Here is a 16,066-nt window from a genome sequence, read left to right on the forward strand (position 1 = left end):
TTTGTATGGGGCGGGGGTTCTCTCACGTGCGGGTGCGTTGGGGCTGGTCGCGCAGTTCCTCGCGCCCCTGAGCCCACCCGGTGAGCCCGGCGACGATCACGTATCGCGTTCAGTCCGAGCCCATTGATGTTGCCTTCAGGGAGAGCCACAGCTCCATGCGGACGTCCGGGTCGTCCAGGGAGCGGCCGAGGATTTCTTCGACCCTGCGCATGCGGTAGCGGAGGGTGTGGCGGTGGACGCCGAGGTCGGCGGCTGCCGCGTCCCACTGGCCGTGGCGGGAGAGCCAGGCCCGGAGCGAGGCGACGAGGTCGCCGCGGCCGGTCGCGTCGTGTTCGTGCAGCGCCCGCAGCAGGCCGTCCGCGAAGGCCCGCACCGCGTCGTCCGCGAGGAGGGGGAGGACGGATCCTGCGGCCAGCTCCTCGTGCTCGACGAGTGCGCGCCCGCGCCGCCGCGCGACGGACAGCGCCTGTTCGGACTGCTTGTAGGCCGTGGCCGCGGCGATCGGTCCGGCCGGCGCGGAGAGTCCCATCACCAGCTCGGCCTCCTCGCCGGAGGCGGTGGCCTCGCGCCCCGCGGCGCCCCGGCCCGCCTCCAGCGCGGCCGCGTACTCCGCGCAGGCCCGCGCTCCCGCGCCACCGTCCCGGACGAGCAGCACGAGCCGTTCCCCGTACGGGACGACGAGCAGCGCCTCGCCGGAGCGCGCGGCCGCGGCCTCGACGACGTCGACGAGCCCGGCGAGCGGGTCGCCGCCGCCCGACGCGTCGGCCACCGCGGCGAGGACGGCGGCGGAGGCGGTGCCCGGCGCGACCTCCGTGCCGCCGCCGTCAGCGGCCTCCGCGGCGCCCGCCCGCACCCGCGCCGCCGACGCGGATGCCACCTCCGCGACGACGAGGCGGAACGGCGCGTCCAGGAGCCCGCCGTACAGGTCGCCCGCGACGGTCCGCGCGTGGTCGGGCTCCCCGGCGAGCAGCATGCGCAGCACGGCCGCGCCGATCCGCTGCTCGGCGGCGTGCAGCGAACGGGACCGTTCCGTGGTGAGGGTGAGCAGCGCGATGGCGGAGTGCACCGCGTACCGCTCGGCGGTGCCGAGGGTCGACGCCGTGCCGACGGCGAGCGCGGCGCGCGGCCTGCGCCCCGTGCCGAGCGAGTGCAGCTCGATGCGGTCCTCGGCGCCCGCGACGACGGAGCTGGCGGGCGCCGGGCGCTCCCGCAGGCGTTCGACGTCGGCGGTGAGCCGGGCGGCCCGGCGCGCGGCCCACTCGGGTGCGGCGGCGACGACGGCGCCGGACGCGTCGTACAGCGCGGCCCAGCCGTCGACCTGTCCGGCGAGCGACAGGAGCAGCCCTTCGGGGCCGTCGCTCAGCGCCTGCCTGGTCAGCTCGCGCTGGGCGGCGAAGCCGGCCGTCACGGCGCGGTACTGCTCGGCGGCGATGGCCGCGGAGACGGCCTTGCTGATGGCGAGGAAGGGGGTGCGCCGCGGCACCTCGATGAGCGGGAGGTCGGCGTCGGTCGCGGCGTCGACGAGCGCCTTGGGGATGTCGGGGTAGTGCACGCCGACGGCGAAGCCGAGGCCGACGACGCCCGCGCCCGCGAGCCGCTTCACGTAGCGCCGCATGGCCTCCGGGTCCTCCGCGTCCAGCTTCAGCGCGGTGATCAGGAGGAGCTCGCCGCCCTCCATGTAGGGCACCGGGTCGGCGAGTTCGCTGGCGTGCGCCCAGCGCACGGGGGCGTCCAGGCGGTCCTCGCCCGCGCGCACGGTCAGCTTGAGCGCGGAGTGGTGGACGAGCGAGGCGAGCGTGGGCGGCATGGGACCTTCAGGTCTGCGGCAGGGATGTGGATCTTTTGGCCGGTCCGTATGAACGACCTGTGTCGATTCTGCCTCACTGTACGGTGCGGTCGAGACCGGACACTTCGTACGCGCGGGTCCGCCGGGGGTCGCCTGGTGCCGGACTCTCCGGGTGCCCCGTCCAGGCCCTTTCAGGCCCGCTCCGCGCGGGCCCGGGGCCTCCTCCCCGCCGCCTCAGGACCGCAGGTCCACCAGGAGCGGGGGCGCGTACTCGCCGCGTACATCGGTCAGGGAGAGCACCGCGTGTCCCGCCGGCACCCCGTGCGCCAGCTCGGACGCCGACCAGCGCTCGCGCTCGACCTGGCGGACGGTGACGGCGTCCCTCGTCACCGCCTTGCCGGTCACGAGTTTGCGCAGGGCGTGCAGCGCGCGGGTCATCGGCTGGTCCGCGAAGACCGCGTGCTCGGCGACCTCCCGTGTCTCGACCCACTGCTTGCCCCAGGCCTCCGCAAAGCGTCTACCGTCCCAGGTCGACACGCCCGAGAACGCCATACGGCAGCCGACGGTCGCGTACAGCGGCCCCTGCAGGGCCTCCGGTACGTCACTGACGGTGCGCAGCGCGAGCACCACCCCCGCGTTCGCCGACCGCAGGCGCTGGACGCCGCGGATCGTCTCGTTCGTGACGGTGCGCGTGGCGTCGTCGAGGACGAGGCAGATGAAGTGCTCGCGGTCGTCGCGGGTGTGCGCCACGGCGTTGAACTGGGCGAGGACGAGGCGTGCGATCAGCCGGGACGCCTCCGCGTGGCCCCGCTCGGGCAGGTCGACGCGGACCCGCATGGGGTGGTGCGCGACGGCGCGCAGCGAGAAGGGGCTTTCGGTGCCCGCGCCGAAGAAGCCGGCGAACGCGGGCCGGTCGAGGAGGGCGAGCCGGTCGGCGAGGGCCGGGCCGGGGTCGGCGGGGCTGCCCTGCTGGCGGACGCGCGCGTCGAGTTCGCGCCGCATCACGGCGTGGTCGTCGGCGGCGAGGGCGGTGCGCAGTTCCGCCACCGCCGAGGGCACGCCTTCGAGCAGCTCGCGCAGCACGGGTACGGAGGGGAAGCGGCCGTACGCGGTCCAGTAGGGGCCGAGCACCTGCGCCAGGGTCGTCGCGGCGCGCCGGCTGTCCACCGTTTCGAGGTCGCCGACGAGCCCTTCGGCCAGGAAGGACGCGGCTTCGTCAGGGTCCGTCGCGCCGGCGTAGAGGTCGAAGTCGTGGGTCGAGGCGGGGTCGCCGAGCCTGACGACGACGTCGTACCCGTCGTCGTCGCCGAGCGGCGCGCCCGCGGGGCACACCACGACGACCGCGCAGCGGCCGGTGAGCGCCTGGAGGGCCAGGGACTCCACCACGGGCCGGACAAGGCGTTCGGTCTTGCCCGCCCCGGACGGGCCGACCGCCAGGAGCGAGGTGCCGAGCGCCGCCGCCTCCAGGGCGATGCCCGCGCCGCGGCGCTCCCACGGGTTGCGGTCCTCGGGCACGCACCGGCCGATGCGCACCTGCCCGACGAGCAGGTCGTGGGGCGCGGTCCGGGACGGCAGGTCCCTGGCGCCGGAGGGGTGCGTCCAGGCGGCCCCACCCCGCCGCAGCACGGTCTCGGTGAACGCGTCGAGCAGCGCGGGGTTCCGCTGTGCCTCGCGCCAGGCCCGGCGCACCCGGACGCAGTCGACGTCGTTCATCCGCCCGGCGAGGACCTCGGCCGAGAGCACGTCGGCCTCCTGGTGGCGGCCGGCCCCTCGCAGCTCGGGCCACTGGGAGCGGGGCGCCACCGGGGCGGGTCCCGCCGGACGCGGCGGCAGCTGCGGGTTCTGCTTCGGCCGGGTCCACTCGCGCGCGACGCCCCACCAGTCGCCGAGCCGCGCGAAGGGCCACAGGACCGCCGCGGTGATCACCGCGTACAGCCCGTAGGTGACGGTCTCGGCCTCGAAGACCTCGTAGCCGCCCGTGCAGAGCGCGGTCAGGGACATCACGGGCGTGGCGATCGGGAGCGCGTCCCAGGAGACGCCGGGAAAAGCGTCGGGCCAGACGAACATCAGCACGATCAGGGCGCCGAGGACCGAGCGGATCAGCCGGACGGGCTGTTCCCTGCGGGCGATGACATGTCTGAACGCCTCGGTCCAGTTGCCGAGGCGGCCGACGCCGTACACCACGAGGCCGAAGAAGACCCCGTCGACGACCGTCAGGTATTCGTCGCCCTGCCAGTGCTGCTCCTTCGGCTGGAGGGTCCCCATGTAGAACCACTCGTCCGGGATGAACAGCTTGATGAGCGTCGCCTGATAGGGCAGGGCTCCCCGCCGCCACACCGACCAGACGAACAGGCCGAGCGCCAGCGAGATCAGCAGTCCGGCCACCAGGGCCCGGTCCATCCGCCGGCCGTCCTGGCCCTCCGGGGGCGGCGGGACGTGCCGGAACCGCCAGATGCCGAGGGCGGCCTTCGGGCGCGGCGCGCTCAGCCAGTCGGCGATGTCCGAGAGGTGCGAGGGCGGACGGCGCGGCACCGGCGGCGCGGCAGGCGGGCCCGCGGGCAGGCGCGGCGAGCTCTCCGCCGGGCGCGGCACGGGAGTGGCATGCGTGCCCCGCGCGTCCTGCGTGCCGTCGGAATCCATGATTCTTGCCCCCTGGCCTGCCGCTCTCCTGGTTCGCGGGCCAATCTAGTGCCCGTACAAGGGGAGTTCATCGGATACGCGCCCGGGATCCCGGGGAACGCGGCAGCTCAGGGCGGCCCGCGGGCGGCGCGGGCCAAAACCGCCCGCTATGTCCACCACGGCCGGCCGCTGTGTCCCCCACGGACGATCGCCTATGTCCACCGCGGACAACCGCCGCGCCGAACGACTCCCGTGTGGAGCATGCCCACCCCCTGGCGCCGCCCCTAACCTGCGAAGAAAGCAGTAGAGCGTCCGTATCGTCGCCCCACCCCCGTCAGCAACAGGAGCCCCTCATGACCGCCCTTCCGCAGGAGCGCCGCGTCGTCACCGCCATCCCCGGTCCGAAGTCGCAGGAGCTGCAGGCCCGCCGTACCGCCGTGGTCGCCGGTGGCGTGGGCTCCGTGCTGCCCGTCTTCACCGCGCGCGCGGGCGGCGGCATCATCGAGGACGTCGACGGCAACCGTCTGATCGACTTCGGCTCCGGCATCGCCGTGACGTCCGTGGGCGCCTCCGCCGAGGCCGTGGTGCGCCGGGCGTCCGCCCAGCTCCAGGACTTCACGCACACCTGTTTCATGGTCACGCCGTACGAGGGTTACGTGGCCGTCGCCGAGGCGCTCGCCGAGCTGACGCCGGGTGACCACGAGAAGAAGTCGGCGCTGTTCAACTCCGGCGCCGAGGCCGTCGAGAACGCCGTCAAGATCGCCCGCGCGTACACCAAGCGCCAGGCCGTCGTCGTCTTCGACCACGGTTACCACGGCCGCACCAACCTCACGATGGCGCTGACCGCCAAGAACATGCCGTACAAGCACGGCTTCGGTCCGTTCGCCCCCGAGGTCTACCGCGTCCCGGTCGCCTACGGCTACCGCTGGCCGACCGGTGCAGAGAACGCCGGCCCCGAGGCCGCCAAGCAGGCCATCGACATGATCAACAAGCAGGTCGGCGCGGAGAACGTCGCCGCGATCATCATCGAGCCCGTGCTCGGCGAGGGCGGCTTCATCGAGCCCTCGAAGGGCTTCCTGCCGGAGATCGTGAAGTTCGCGAACGACAAGGGCATCGTCTTCGTCGCGGACGAGATCCAGTCCGGCTTCTGCCGCACCGGCCAGTGGTTCGCCTGTGAGGACGAGGGCATCGTCCCCGACCTGATCACCACCGCCAAGGGCATCGCGGGCGGTCTGCCGCTCGCCGCCGTCACGGGCCGCGCCGAGATCATGGACGCCCCGCACGCGGGCGGCCTCGGCGGCACCTACGGCGGCAACCCGGTGGCCTGCGCCGGTGCGCTCGGCGCCATCGAGACGATGAAGGAGCTCGACCTCAACGCCAAGGCGAAGAACATCGAGTCGGTCATGAAGGGCCGTCTCTCCGCCATGGCCGAGAAGTTCGACATCATCGGCGACATCCGCGGCCGCGGCGCGATGATCGCCATCGAGCTCGTCAAGGACCGTACGACGAAGGAGCCGAACCCCGAGGCGACCGCCGCCCTGGCCAAGGCCTGCCACGCGGAGGGCCTCCTGGTCCTGACCTGCGGCACCTACGGCAACGTCCTGCGCTTCCTGCCGCCGCTGGTCATCGGCGAGGACCTGCTGAACGAGGGCCTGGACATCATCGAGGGCGCGTTCGCCGGCGTCTGAGCGTCCCGGTACGCGGCGTGACCTTCGGGCCCCGACCGTCGGGGCGTGTGAAGAAGGTGTGCGGGCCCCATGACGGGTTGTTGAACCGCCTGTCGGCCCGCAACCGCCTGCCGTACGGTTTCTGCAGTTGAGAGAGACACCCGCCCACAGGGGACTGTGGGCGACACCACGGCGGAGCCTCCCCAGCCCCGCCCTGGTCGTGCCCAGCGCACACCCCGGAGCCGCTGGCTCCGGAACTCCTCACCGATCGGACGGCCGCTCGCCCCAAACCCCCCGGGGCGCGCGGACCACCGATCCGGTGGCCGTCTCGGAGACTCCCCCCGACGGGCCCGCGTGAGCAGGCCCCCTCGGACCGTCCGGGCGGCCGACCGACCGAAGGGCCGGCGCACTCCCCCCCTTGCGCCGGTCCTTCGGCATTTCCTGGCGCTTTCCTGGCGCTTTCCTGCACCAGTGCGACTGTGACGCGTCGAGGCGCTTGCTGCGAGGCTATGGCCCATGTCTGCATCACCGGTCCCGCGGCGGCCTGCCCTCTCGCTCTCCCTGTGCGCTCTGCTCTTCGCGCTCCTCACCTGGCCGGTGGCCGCCGGAGGGCCGCTGCGCCGCGCCGACGAACGGGCCGGACGCGCGCTCGCCGACAGCCGCTTCCCCGACCGTGCGGCGGAGTTCCTCGCCGACCTCGGCAACGCCACGGTCGCCGTGCCGGTCCTCCTCGCCGTCCTCGCCCACACCGCCTGGCGCGGCCGCCGTGCCGGTACGTTCCGCTGGTGGCTGCCCGCCGCGGCCGCCGCCGTCGCCATGGCCGCGGTGCCCGCCCTCGTCGCCCCGCTCAAGGCGCTGATCGACCGCCCGGGGCCGCCCGGCACGGACGGCCACGGCGGCTACTTCCCCTCGGGTCACACGGCGACGGCCGCGGTCGCCTATGGCGCGGCGGTCCTGCTTCTGCTGCCGCTGCTGCGTGGCGCGTACGGCCGCCGCGAACTGGTCATCGGGTGCGTCCTGCTGAACGCCGGGGTCGGGTTCGGGCTGGTGCGGAGGGGTTATCACTGGCCGCTGGACGTGGTGGCGAGCTGGTGTCTGTCCGCCCTGCTGTTGCAGGTCATGGTGCTGGTGATCAGCCGAAGTACGCGTCGAAGCCCTTCGAGAACTCCCGGCTCCTGAATAGTTCTTCGAAAACTCCCAGCTCCTGCATACGTCTTCGCGGTCACGCATCCTCGTCCTGCGCGTCCCCCCGCGCCAGCCGCGCCGCCGCCTCGTGCATCGCGAGTTCGAGCAGCGCCGGGTCGTTCAGCGTGCCGGAGCCGTCCGGCGCGACCAGCCAGCGGACGCCGCCCGACGCCCGCCCCGGGTAGGGCACCACGATCCAGGTGCCGCGGCCCGCGCCCCGCACCCCCGTGCCGAGCCAGCGGGTGACCGTGCCCGCGGGCACGAAGAACCCCATGCGTTCGTCGCCGAAGTCGGCGAGCACGGGGCCGGGGCGATCCACGCAGCGGGTCAGCACGTCGAGCGTGGGATGGCCGAGGCCGCCGGGCAGGATCAGCACGTCCCAGCGCCGCCCGGCGGGCAGGAGTGTGACGCCGAGGGGGTTGCGCTCCCAGTCGAAGCGGCAGGCCTCCGGGTTCGGTGCCACCGACACCAGCCACTCGACCGCCGACTTCGCTCCTGAGACACCCGAGCCAGTCATACCGGACCTTCCTCTCCTGTGGGGCAACAGTGCGCGTCACAGGTGAGAGGGGCCCGGGGGCCGGGCATTACGCGGGTTCCCGCCACCGGTCGGTGGTGAAAGGGGCACAGGAGGACAGCGGGGCGTGCGCCGGTTGATCACGCCCCGCTCAGCCGGGCGGCGCGGGCTCAGCTGTCGAAGCCCAGGCCCAACTTGTCCATCGTCTTGAGCCAGAGGTTCCGCTTGCCGCCGTTGGCGTCGGACCTGGCGAGCGACCACTTGGTCAGCGCGACGCCGGTCCACGCGAACGGCTCCGGCGGGAACGGCAGGGGCTTCGTGCGGACCATCTCCAGGTCCGTACGCTCCGTCCGTTCGCCGGCGAGCAGGTCCAGCATGACGTCGGCGCCGAACCGGGTGGCTCCGACGCCCAGGCCCGTGTAGCCCGCCGCGTACGCGACGCGGCCCTTGTGGGCCGTGCCGAAGAACGCCGAGAAGCGCGAGCACGTGTCGATCGCGCCGCCCCACGCGTGCGTGAAGCGCACCCCCTCCAGCTGCGGGAAGCAGGTGAAGAAGTGCCCGGCGAGCTTCGCGTACGTCTCCGGGCGGTCGTCGTACTCGGCCCGCACCTTCCCGCCGAACGGGTAGATCGCGTCGTAACCGCCCCACAGGATGCGGTTGTCGGCGGAGAGCCGGAAGTAGTGGAACTGGTTGGCGCTGTCGCCGAGGCCCTGGCGGTTGCGCCAGCCGACCGACGCCAGCTGGTCGTCCGTCAGCGGCTCGGTCATCAGCGCGTAGTCGTAGACCGGGACGGTGTACGGGCGCAGGCGCTTGACCAGGGACGGGAAGATGTTCGTGGCGAGCGCGACCTGGCGGGCGAAGACCCTGCCGTACGGCGTGCGGATCGCCATTCCGGCGCCGGCGGAGGCCAGGTCGAGGGCGGGCGTGTGCTCATAGATCCGGACGCCCTTCTCCAGGCAGACGCGCTTGAGGCCCCACGCCAGCTTCGCCGGGTGCAGCATGGCGACGCCGTCACGGTCCCAGAGGCCGCCGAGGAACGTGGGCGAGTCGACCTGCTCGCGCAGCGCGTCCGCGTCGAGGAGTTCGGCACCGCCGGCCAGGCCGTGCTCGGCCATCTCGTCGTACATCTCGTGGAGTTCGGCCAGCTGGTGCGGCTCGGTGGCGACGTCGATCTCGCCGGTGCGCTCGAAGTCGCAGTCGATGGAGTAGCGCTTGACGGCCGCCTCGATCTCGTCGAGGTTGCGGGCGCCGAGCTCCTCCAGCTTCGCGATCTCGCCGGGCCAGCGGGACAGGCCGTTGCCGATGCCGTGCGTGAGGGAGGCGGCGCAGAAGCCGCCGTTGCGGCCGGAGGCGGCCCAGCCCGCCTCGCGGCCCTCGACGAGGACGACGTCGCGGCGCGGGTCGCGCTCCTTGGCGATGAGCGCGGTCCACAGGCCGCTGTAGCCGCCGCCGACGACGAGGAGGTCGCAGCGGTCGTCGCCGGTGAGGGCGGGCTCCGGGGCGGGCCTGCCGGGGTCGTCCAGCCAGAAGGACACCGGCCGGGCGTCGGAGAGGGACTTGGTGAAACGGGTCATGGCGCTAGGGGCCATGATTTCCACTCCTTCAGAAATTGCGGGATTGCTCGGAGATGGGGTTGCTCAGGAATCCCGGGGATTACTGGGACTGCTTGTTGCGGCGCTTGCCGACCAGCATTCCGGCGAGCACGAGGAGCACGGCGACGAGGAACATCGCCGTACCGATCACATTGATCTGAACGGGCGTGCCGCGCTGTGCGGATCCCCAGACGAACATGGGGAACGTCACAGTCGAGCCCGCGTTGAAATTCGTGATGATGAAGTCGTCGAAGGAGAGCGCGAAGGCGAGCAGCGCGCCCGCCGCGATGCCCGGTGCCGCGATGGGCAGCGTGACTCTCAGGAACGTCTGCACGGGTCCGGCGTAAAGGTCCTGCGCGGCCTGTTCCAGGCGCGGGTCCATCGACATGACGCGCGCCTTGACGGCGGTCACCACGAAGCTGAGGCAGAACATGATGTGGGCGATGAGGACGGTCCAGAAGCCGAGCTGCGCGCCCATGTTGAGGAAGAGCGTGAGCAGCGAGGCGGCCATGACGACCTCGGGCATCGCCATCGGCAGGAAGATCAGCGAGTTGATGGCGCCGCGCGCGCGGAACCGGTAGCGCACCAGCGCGAAGGCGATCATCGTGCCGAGCACGGTCGCGCCGATCGTCGCCCAGGTGGCGATCTGCAGGCTCAGCGAGAGCGATCCGCACATGTCGGCGACACCGCACGGGTCACGCCACGCGTCGAGTGAGAATTCCTGCCAGGAGTAATTGAAGCGCCCCTTCGGCTTGTTGAAGGAGAACACCGTCACGACGATGTTCGGAAGGAGCAGGTACGCGAGCGTCAGCAGGCCCGCGATGACGACGACATTGCGCCGGAGCCAGCGGAAGAGGGCGGCCATCAGACGAGATCCTCCGTCCCCGACTTGCGGATGTAGAAGGTCACCATGAACAGGATGGCGGCCATGAGAATGAAGGAGAGCGCCGCGGCCGTCGGGTAGTCCAGAATGCGCAGGAACTGCGTCTGGATGACGTTTCCGACCATGCGGGTGTCGGTGGAGCCGAGCAGGTCCGCGTTCACGTAGTCGCCCGCCGCCGGGATGAAGGTGAGCAGCGTGCCGGAGACGACGCCCGGCATGGAGAGCGGGAACGTCACCTTGCGGAAAGTGGTGGACGGCTTGGCGTAGAGGTCGCCCGCGGCCTCGTGCAGCCGGCCGTCGATGCGCTCCAGCGAGGTGTAGAGCGGCAGGATCATGAACGGCAGGAAGTTGTACGTGAGTCCGCAGATCACGGCGAGCGGCGTGGCCAGGACCCGGTCGCCGTCGGTGACGCCGAGCCAGCTGGTGACGTCGAGGACGTGCAGCGAGTTCAGGGCGCCGACGACGGGCCCGCCGTCCGCGAGGATCGTCTTCCACGCCAGCGTACGGATGAGGAAGCTGGTGAAGAACGGCGCGATGACCAGGACCAGGATGATGTTGCGCCAGCGGCCCGCGCGGAACGCGATGAGGTAGGCGAGCGGATAGCCGAGCAGCAGGCACAGGATCGTGGCGGCACCTGCGTAGAGCACCGAGCGCAGGAACTGCGGCCAGTAGTCGGTGAGCGCGTCCCAGTAGGTGGCGAAGTGCCAGGTGACCTTGAAGCCCTCTTCGAGGGAGCCGGTCTGTACGGAGGTCGACGCCTGGTAGACGAGCGGCAGCGCGAAGAAGACGACGAGCCAGAGGATGCCGGGGAGCAGCAGCCAGTAGGGGACGAGCCGCCCGCGCTTGCGCGGCGTGCGGGCGGGTGGCTCCTCGGGGGCGGGCGCCTTCGGCGGTGGTGCGTCGGTCACGGTCGTCATGCGGAGGCGTCCTCCTCGACCTTCTCGACGCCCGCTGCGACGTCCTGGGCGGCGTCGAGGCCGAAGGTGTGCGCGGGGTTCCAGTGCAGGACGACCTCGGCGCCCGGGGTGAGGCGGCCGTCGCGCTCGATGTTCTGCGCGTACACCTCGAAGGACGGGCAGACGGGGCTCGTGACGACGTACTGCGTCGATACGCCGATGAAACTGCTGTCGGCGATGCGTCCGGTGATGCGGTTGCGTCCGTCCGGGATCTGCCCCGCGTCGTCGGCGTGCGTGAGGGAGATCTTCTCGGGCCGTACGCCGACCAGGATCTTGCCGCCGGTGGCGGTGGGGCCGGTACATCGGGCGGCGGGCAGCGTCAGTTTGCAGTCGCCCGCCTTGACGACCAGGTCGTCGCCGGACGTCGGGGTGCCGCCCTGGATCTCGGCCTCGATGAAGTTCGAGGTGCCGAGGAAGTTGGCGACGAAGGTGGTGCGCGGGTTCTCGTAGAGGTCGGCGGGGGCGCCGAGCTGCTCGACGCGGCCGCCGTTCATCACGGCGACGGTGTCGGCCATGGTCATGGCCTCCTCCTGGTCGTGCGTGACGTGCACGAAGGTGATGCCGACCTCGGTCTGGATGCGCTTGAGTTCCAGCTGCATCTGCCGGCGCAGCTTGAGGTCGAGGGCGCCGAGGGGCTCGTCGAGGAGGAGCACCTTGGGGTGGTTGATGAGCGCGCGGGCGACGGCGACGCGCTGCTGCTGGCCGCCGGAGAGCTGGTGGGGCTTCTTGCGGGCCTGCTCGCCGAGCTGCACCAGGTCGAGCATCTCGCCGACCTGCTTCTTCACCGACTTGATGCCGCGCCGGCGCAGTCCGAAGGCGACGTTCTCGAAGATGTCGAGGTGCGGGAAGAGGGCGTACGACTGGAAGACGGTGTTCACGGGCCGCTTGTACGGCGGCAGGGCCGTCACGTCCTGGTCGCCGAGGCGGACCGTGCCGGAGCTCGGCTCCTCCAGGCCCGCGATCATGCGGAGCGTGGTGGTCTTGCCGCAGCCGGACGCGCCGAGCAGTGCGAAGAAGGAGCCCTGCGGGACGGTGAGGTCGAGCGGGTGCACGGCGGTGAAGGAGCCGTAGGTCTTGCTGATCCCGGTGAGCCGAACGTCGCCGCCGGCTTCTTGAGCAGAGGTCATGGTGAGGTCCAGGGAGAAGTGGAGGGGGCGGAGGCGTCCCGTGTCATTCAGGGGCGCGGGGCTGTGACATGTGCGGCTCCGCCGCGTGGGCGCGACCAGCCACACGCGGCGCGCAGAGCAAAGTGACTGCGGTACAGCGCCGCGTCACGTACCTGTGAGCCGCGCGAACTTCTGTTCGTACGCGGTCTCTTCCTTCGGCGTCAGCGACCGGAACGCCCGCGACTTCTCCTTCATCTCCCTGTCGGGGATGATCAGCGGATTCGACGCCGCGTCCTTGTCGATCTTCGCGAGCGCGTCCTTCACCCCGTCGACCGGGCAGACGTAGTTGATGTACGCCGCGAGGCGGGCCGCGGGCTCCGGCTCGTAGTAGTAGTCGATGAGCCGCTCGGCGTTCTTCTTGTGCCGCGCCTTGTTCGGGACGAGGAGATTGTCCGTGGACGTGATGTAGCCCTGGTCGGGGATGTGGAAGTCGACGTCCGGGTTGTCGGCCTGCAGCTGCACGATGTCGCCGGCCCAGCCGAGGCAGGCGGCCATGTCTCCCTTGGCGAGGTCCGAGGTGTAGTCGTTGCCGGTGAAGCGGCGGATCTGCTTCTTGTCGACGGCCTTCTGGAGGCGGGCGATGGCCGCGTCGAAGTCGTCGTCGGTGAAGTCCCCGGGGTCCTTGCCCAGGTCGAGGAGTGTCATGCCGACGGTGTCGCGCATCTCGGAGAGGAACCCGACGCGCCCCTTGAGCTTGGGGTCGTCGAGCAGCTGCGACACCGAGGTGATCTTCTTCCCGCCGGTCGCCTTCTTGTTGTACGCGATGACCGTGGAGATACCGGTCCAGGGGTACGAGTAGGCACGCCCGGGGTCCCAGTCGGGGTTGCGGAACTGGGCGGACAGGTTGGCGTACGCATGGGGCAGGTTGGCCGGGTCCAGTTTCTGGACCCACCCGAAGCGGATGAGTCGGGCGGCCAGCCAGTCCGTGACGCAGATGAGGTCGCGCCCGGTCTCCTGGCCCGCCGCGAGCTGAGGTTTGAGCTTCCCGAAGAACTCGACGTTGTCGTTGATGTCCTCGGTGTACTTGACCTCGATCCCGGTGCGCTTCGTGAACGCGCCGAGGGTGGGCCGCCGGTTCTTGTCCTTCTCGTCGACGTCCATGTACTCGGTCCAGTTGGAGAAGGCGATCCTCTTCTCCTGTGCCGAGTGGTCCTCGGACGAGACGTCACCCTGGCCCTTGCCCGCCGCGGGGATGCCGCAGGCGCTCAGCGCCCCGAGTCCGCCGACGGCGAGCGCGCCGCTCGTCGCGGCGCGCAGCACGCCGCGGCGGCTCAGGGAGGTCCTGCCGTTCCTGAGGCTGCGCTGCATGGCGGCCAGCTGGGCCGGGGTGAAGGGGTTTGGCTCGTACTGCTCCATGCGCGTGGTTGCCCTTTCGGAAGGAAGGCGGCCGCCGGTCGTGCGGCCTGTGACGACGTGGTGACGTGACTACCGGTCCCCGAAGATCGTGCGGTGCCAGTCCTTGCGGACCACCGCCGTGTTGTCGAACATGACGTGCTTGATTTGCGTGTATTCCTCGAACGAGTACGCGGACATGTCCTTTCCGTAGCCGGATGCCTTGTATCCGCCGTGCGGCATCTCGCTGAGGATCGGGATGTGGTCGTTGACCCACACGCAGCCGGCCTTGATCTCGCGGGTCGCGCGGCCGGTGCGGTACACGTCGCGGCTCCAGGCGGAGGCGGCGAGGCCGTACGGAGTGTCGTTGGCGAGCCGGATGCCCTCGTCGTCGCTGTCGAAGGGGAGCACGACGAGCACGGGCCCGAAGATCTCCGACTGCACGATCTCGCTGTCCTGCGCGGCGTCGGCGATCAGCGTGGGCTTGTAGAACGCGCCGGGGTGCTGGAGCGCCTCGCCACCGGTGACCACGCGCGCGTAGGACCGGGCCCGGTCGACGAACCCGGCGACGCGGTCGCGGTGCACGTGCGAGATGAGCGGCCCCATGTCGGTGCTCGGGTCGAACGGATCGCCGAGCCGCACACTCTCCATGAGGTCGGCGACGCCCTGCACGAAGGCTTCGTAGAGCGGCCGCTGCACGTACGCGCGCGTGGCGGCCGTGCAGTCCTGTCCGGAGTTGATGAGCGAACCGGCGACCGCGCCGTGCACGGCGGCGTCGAGATCGGCGTCGTCGAACACCACGAAGGGTGCCTTTCCGCCGAGCTCAAGGTGCAGTCGCTTGACGGTGGCGGTCGCGATCTCGGCGACGCGCTTGCCGACGCCGGTGGATCCGGTGAAGGAGGTCATGGCGACGTCGGGGTGGCCGACCAGGTGCTCACCGGCGTCCTTCCCCGCGCCCGTGACGATGTTGACGACACCGTCGGGGATGCCGGCCTCGGTCGCCGCCTGCGCGAAGAGGAGCGAGGTGAAGGGGGTGAGCTCGGCGGGCTTGAGGACGATGGTGTTCCCCGCCGCGATCGCCGGGAGGACCTTCCAGGCGGCCATCTGGAGGGGGTAGTTCCAGGGCGCGATGGACCCGACGACACCGATCGGCTCACGGCGTACGTACGAGGTGTGGTCGCCGGTGTACTCACCGGCCGACTGGCCCTGGAGGTGCCGGGCCGCGCCCGCGAAGAAGGCGGTGTTGTCGACGGTCCCGGGGACGTCGAACTCCCGGCTCAGCTTGATCGGCTTGCCGCACTGCAACGACTCGGCCTGCGCGAATTCCTCGGCGCGGTCGGCCAGGACGCCCGCGAAGCGGTGCATGGCGTCCGAGCGCTCGCCCGGGGTGGCGCCCGCCCAGCCGGGGAAGGCCTCGGCGGCCGCGGCGACGGCGGCGTCCACGTCGTCACTTCCGGCGAGCTCGTACGTGTAGACCTCGTCGGCGGTGGCGGGGTCCACGACCGCGTGGGTCCGGCCCGACGTCCCCTTGGTCAGCCGCCCGGCGATGTACTGCGCACCGTCCGCGAAGTGGTCCTGCGCCTGGAAGTTGTGCATGACGCTCTCCTCCGCCGCCCTCCCCGTCCCGCGGGGGTCGGCGTAGCTCCAGATCGATTTGAGTGCCGATCCTGACAGAGCAGTGATAGTCCAACAAGTGATTCCGTTGTTGCCTTTTGGTTACGCGACGGAATCTGTCGACCAGGTGTCGAGTCGGCCCGGAAAACCAAGGACGGAGTGTCAGTGGTGCGTGTCAGACTCGCGTGCATGACGAAGATCGACTCGGTCCGCTCGGCGGAAGCGCTGGCCGGCGCGGTGCGCGCGGGCGAGAAGGTGAAGTATCTGCACTTCTGGGGCCACACCCCGCGCCGGGACGGCTCGCTGGGCCCGAGCTGCCTCAGCCAGTGGTGGCCCTCGCCCTTCACCGTGGACGGCGTGGAGTACGCGACGGCGGAGCACTGGATGATGGCGGCCAAGGCCCGCCTCTTCGACGACGCGGAGGCGGAGCGGGCGGCCCTCGCGGCCCGGACCCCCGCGGAGGCGAAGAAGGCGGGGCGGCTCGTGCGCGGCTTCGACGAGGCGATATGGGCGCGCGAGCGGTTCGACATCGTGGTCGCGGGCAGCACGCACAAGTTCACCTCGGACCCCGCGCTCCGGGACTTCCTCGCCGGGACGGGGCAGCGCGTCCTGGTCGAGGCGAGCCCCCTGGACCGCGTCTGGGGCATCGGCCTGGCGGCCGACGACCCGCGAGCGGAGGACCCCACGAAGTGGCGGGGACCCAATCTGCTGGGCTTCGCACTGATGGAGGCGCGCTCCCGCCTCTGACGGGC

General features: G+C 71.4%; 12 protein-coding genes. 3 read left to right on the top strand and 9 right to left on the bottom strand.

Going from position 1 to position 16,066, the window contains the following annotated elements:
- Positions 1 to 109 precede the first annotated feature (109 nt).
- Together ACZ56E_RS28455 and ACZ56E_RS28460 are read right to left on the bottom strand one after the other, a co-directional pair.
- Positions 110 to 1,807 carry a PucR family transcriptional regulator ligand-binding domain-containing protein gene (locus tag ACZ56E_RS28455; protein WP_471218486.1) on the bottom strand — a complete coding sequence of 566 codons (1,698 nt, stop codon included), beginning with the start codon at positions 1,805 to 1,807 and terminating at the stop codon, positions 110 to 112.
- 213 nt (positions 1,808 to 2,020) lie between these two features.
- Positions 2,021 to 4,426 (bottom strand): type IV secretory system conjugative DNA transfer family protein, encoded by a 2,406-nt coding sequence (locus ACZ56E_RS28460; protein WP_471218488.1) that lies wholly within the window; start codon positions 4,424 to 4,426, stop codon positions 2,021 to 2,023.
- Between the two features lie 332 nt (positions 4,427 to 4,758).
- Here ACZ56E_RS28460 and gabT point away from each other — a divergent pair, with 332 nt between their 5' ends.
- Both gabT and ACZ56E_RS28470 read left to right on the top strand, forming a co-directional pair.
- Positions 4,759 to 6,093, top strand: a complete 1,335-nt coding sequence (gene gabT, locus ACZ56E_RS28465) for a 4-aminobutyrate--2-oxoglutarate transaminase (protein ID WP_471218490.1) — start codon at positions 4,759 to 4,761, stop codon at positions 6,091 to 6,093.
- 495 nt (positions 6,094 to 6,588) lie between these two features.
- On the top strand, positions 6,589 to 7,251 hold the full coding sequence (locus tag ACZ56E_RS28470) for a phosphatase PAP2 family protein (protein WP_471218492.1): 663 nt from the start codon (positions 6,589 to 6,591) through the stop codon (positions 7,249 to 7,251).
- A gap of 43 nt (positions 7,252 to 7,294) precedes the next feature.
- On the opposite strand, the gene ACZ56E_RS28475 is transcribed toward ACZ56E_RS28470, so the two are convergent.
- The 7 genes from ACZ56E_RS28475 to ACZ56E_RS28505 form a co-directional block, all read right to left on the bottom strand.
- Positions 7,295 to 7,774 (bottom strand): hypothetical protein, encoded by a 480-nt coding sequence (locus tag ACZ56E_RS28475; RefSeq protein WP_468611390.1) that lies wholly within the window; start codon positions 7,772 to 7,774, stop codon positions 7,295 to 7,297.
- Between the two features lie 167 nt (positions 7,775 to 7,941).
- Positions 7,942 to 9,360, bottom strand: a complete 1,419-nt coding sequence (locus ACZ56E_RS28480) for an NAD(P)/FAD-dependent oxidoreductase (protein WP_471218494.1) — start codon at positions 9,358 to 9,360, stop codon at positions 7,942 to 7,944.
- A gap of 64 nt (positions 9,361 to 9,424) precedes the next feature.
- Positions 9,425 to 10,228, bottom strand: a complete 804-nt coding sequence (locus ACZ56E_RS28485) for an ABC transporter permease (RefSeq protein ID WP_471218496.1) — start codon at positions 10,226 to 10,228, stop codon at positions 9,425 to 9,427.
- Positions 10,228 to 11,163 (bottom strand): ABC transporter permease, encoded by a 936-nt coding sequence (locus tag ACZ56E_RS28490; RefSeq protein WP_471218498.1) that lies wholly within the window; start codon positions 11,161 to 11,163, stop codon positions 10,228 to 10,230. Before ACZ56E_RS28490 ends, ACZ56E_RS28485 begins: the two co-directional genes overlap by 1 nt.
- Entirely contained in the window at positions 11,160 to 12,329 is a 1,170-nt protein-coding gene (locus tag ACZ56E_RS28495) for an ABC transporter ATP-binding protein (protein ID WP_471218500.1), read from the bottom strand. Before ACZ56E_RS28495 ends, ACZ56E_RS28490 begins: the two co-directional genes overlap by 4 nt.
- Before the next feature lie 144 nt (positions 12,330 to 12,473).
- Positions 12,474 to 13,724 (bottom strand): polyamine ABC transporter substrate-binding protein, encoded by a 1,251-nt coding sequence (locus ACZ56E_RS28500; protein ID WP_471218502.1) that lies wholly within the window; start codon positions 13,722 to 13,724, stop codon positions 12,474 to 12,476.
- 69 nt (positions 13,725 to 13,793) lie between these two features.
- Entirely contained in the window at positions 13,794 to 15,296 is a 1,503-nt protein-coding gene (locus ACZ56E_RS28505) for a gamma-aminobutyraldehyde dehydrogenase (RefSeq protein WP_471218504.1), read from the bottom strand.
- 207 nt (positions 15,297 to 15,503) lie between these two features.
- Here ACZ56E_RS28505 and ACZ56E_RS28510 point away from each other — a divergent pair, with 207 nt between their 5' ends.
- The gene (locus ACZ56E_RS28510) at positions 15,504 to 16,061 is read left to right on the top strand and encodes an NADAR family protein (protein WP_471218506.1); all 558 of its coding nucleotides are present in this window, start codon (positions 15,504 to 15,506) and stop codon (positions 16,059 to 16,061) included.
- Positions 16,062 to 16,066: the final 5 nt, after the last annotated feature.

Source organism: Streptomyces sp. NPDC039480 (genome assembly GCF_055597165.1).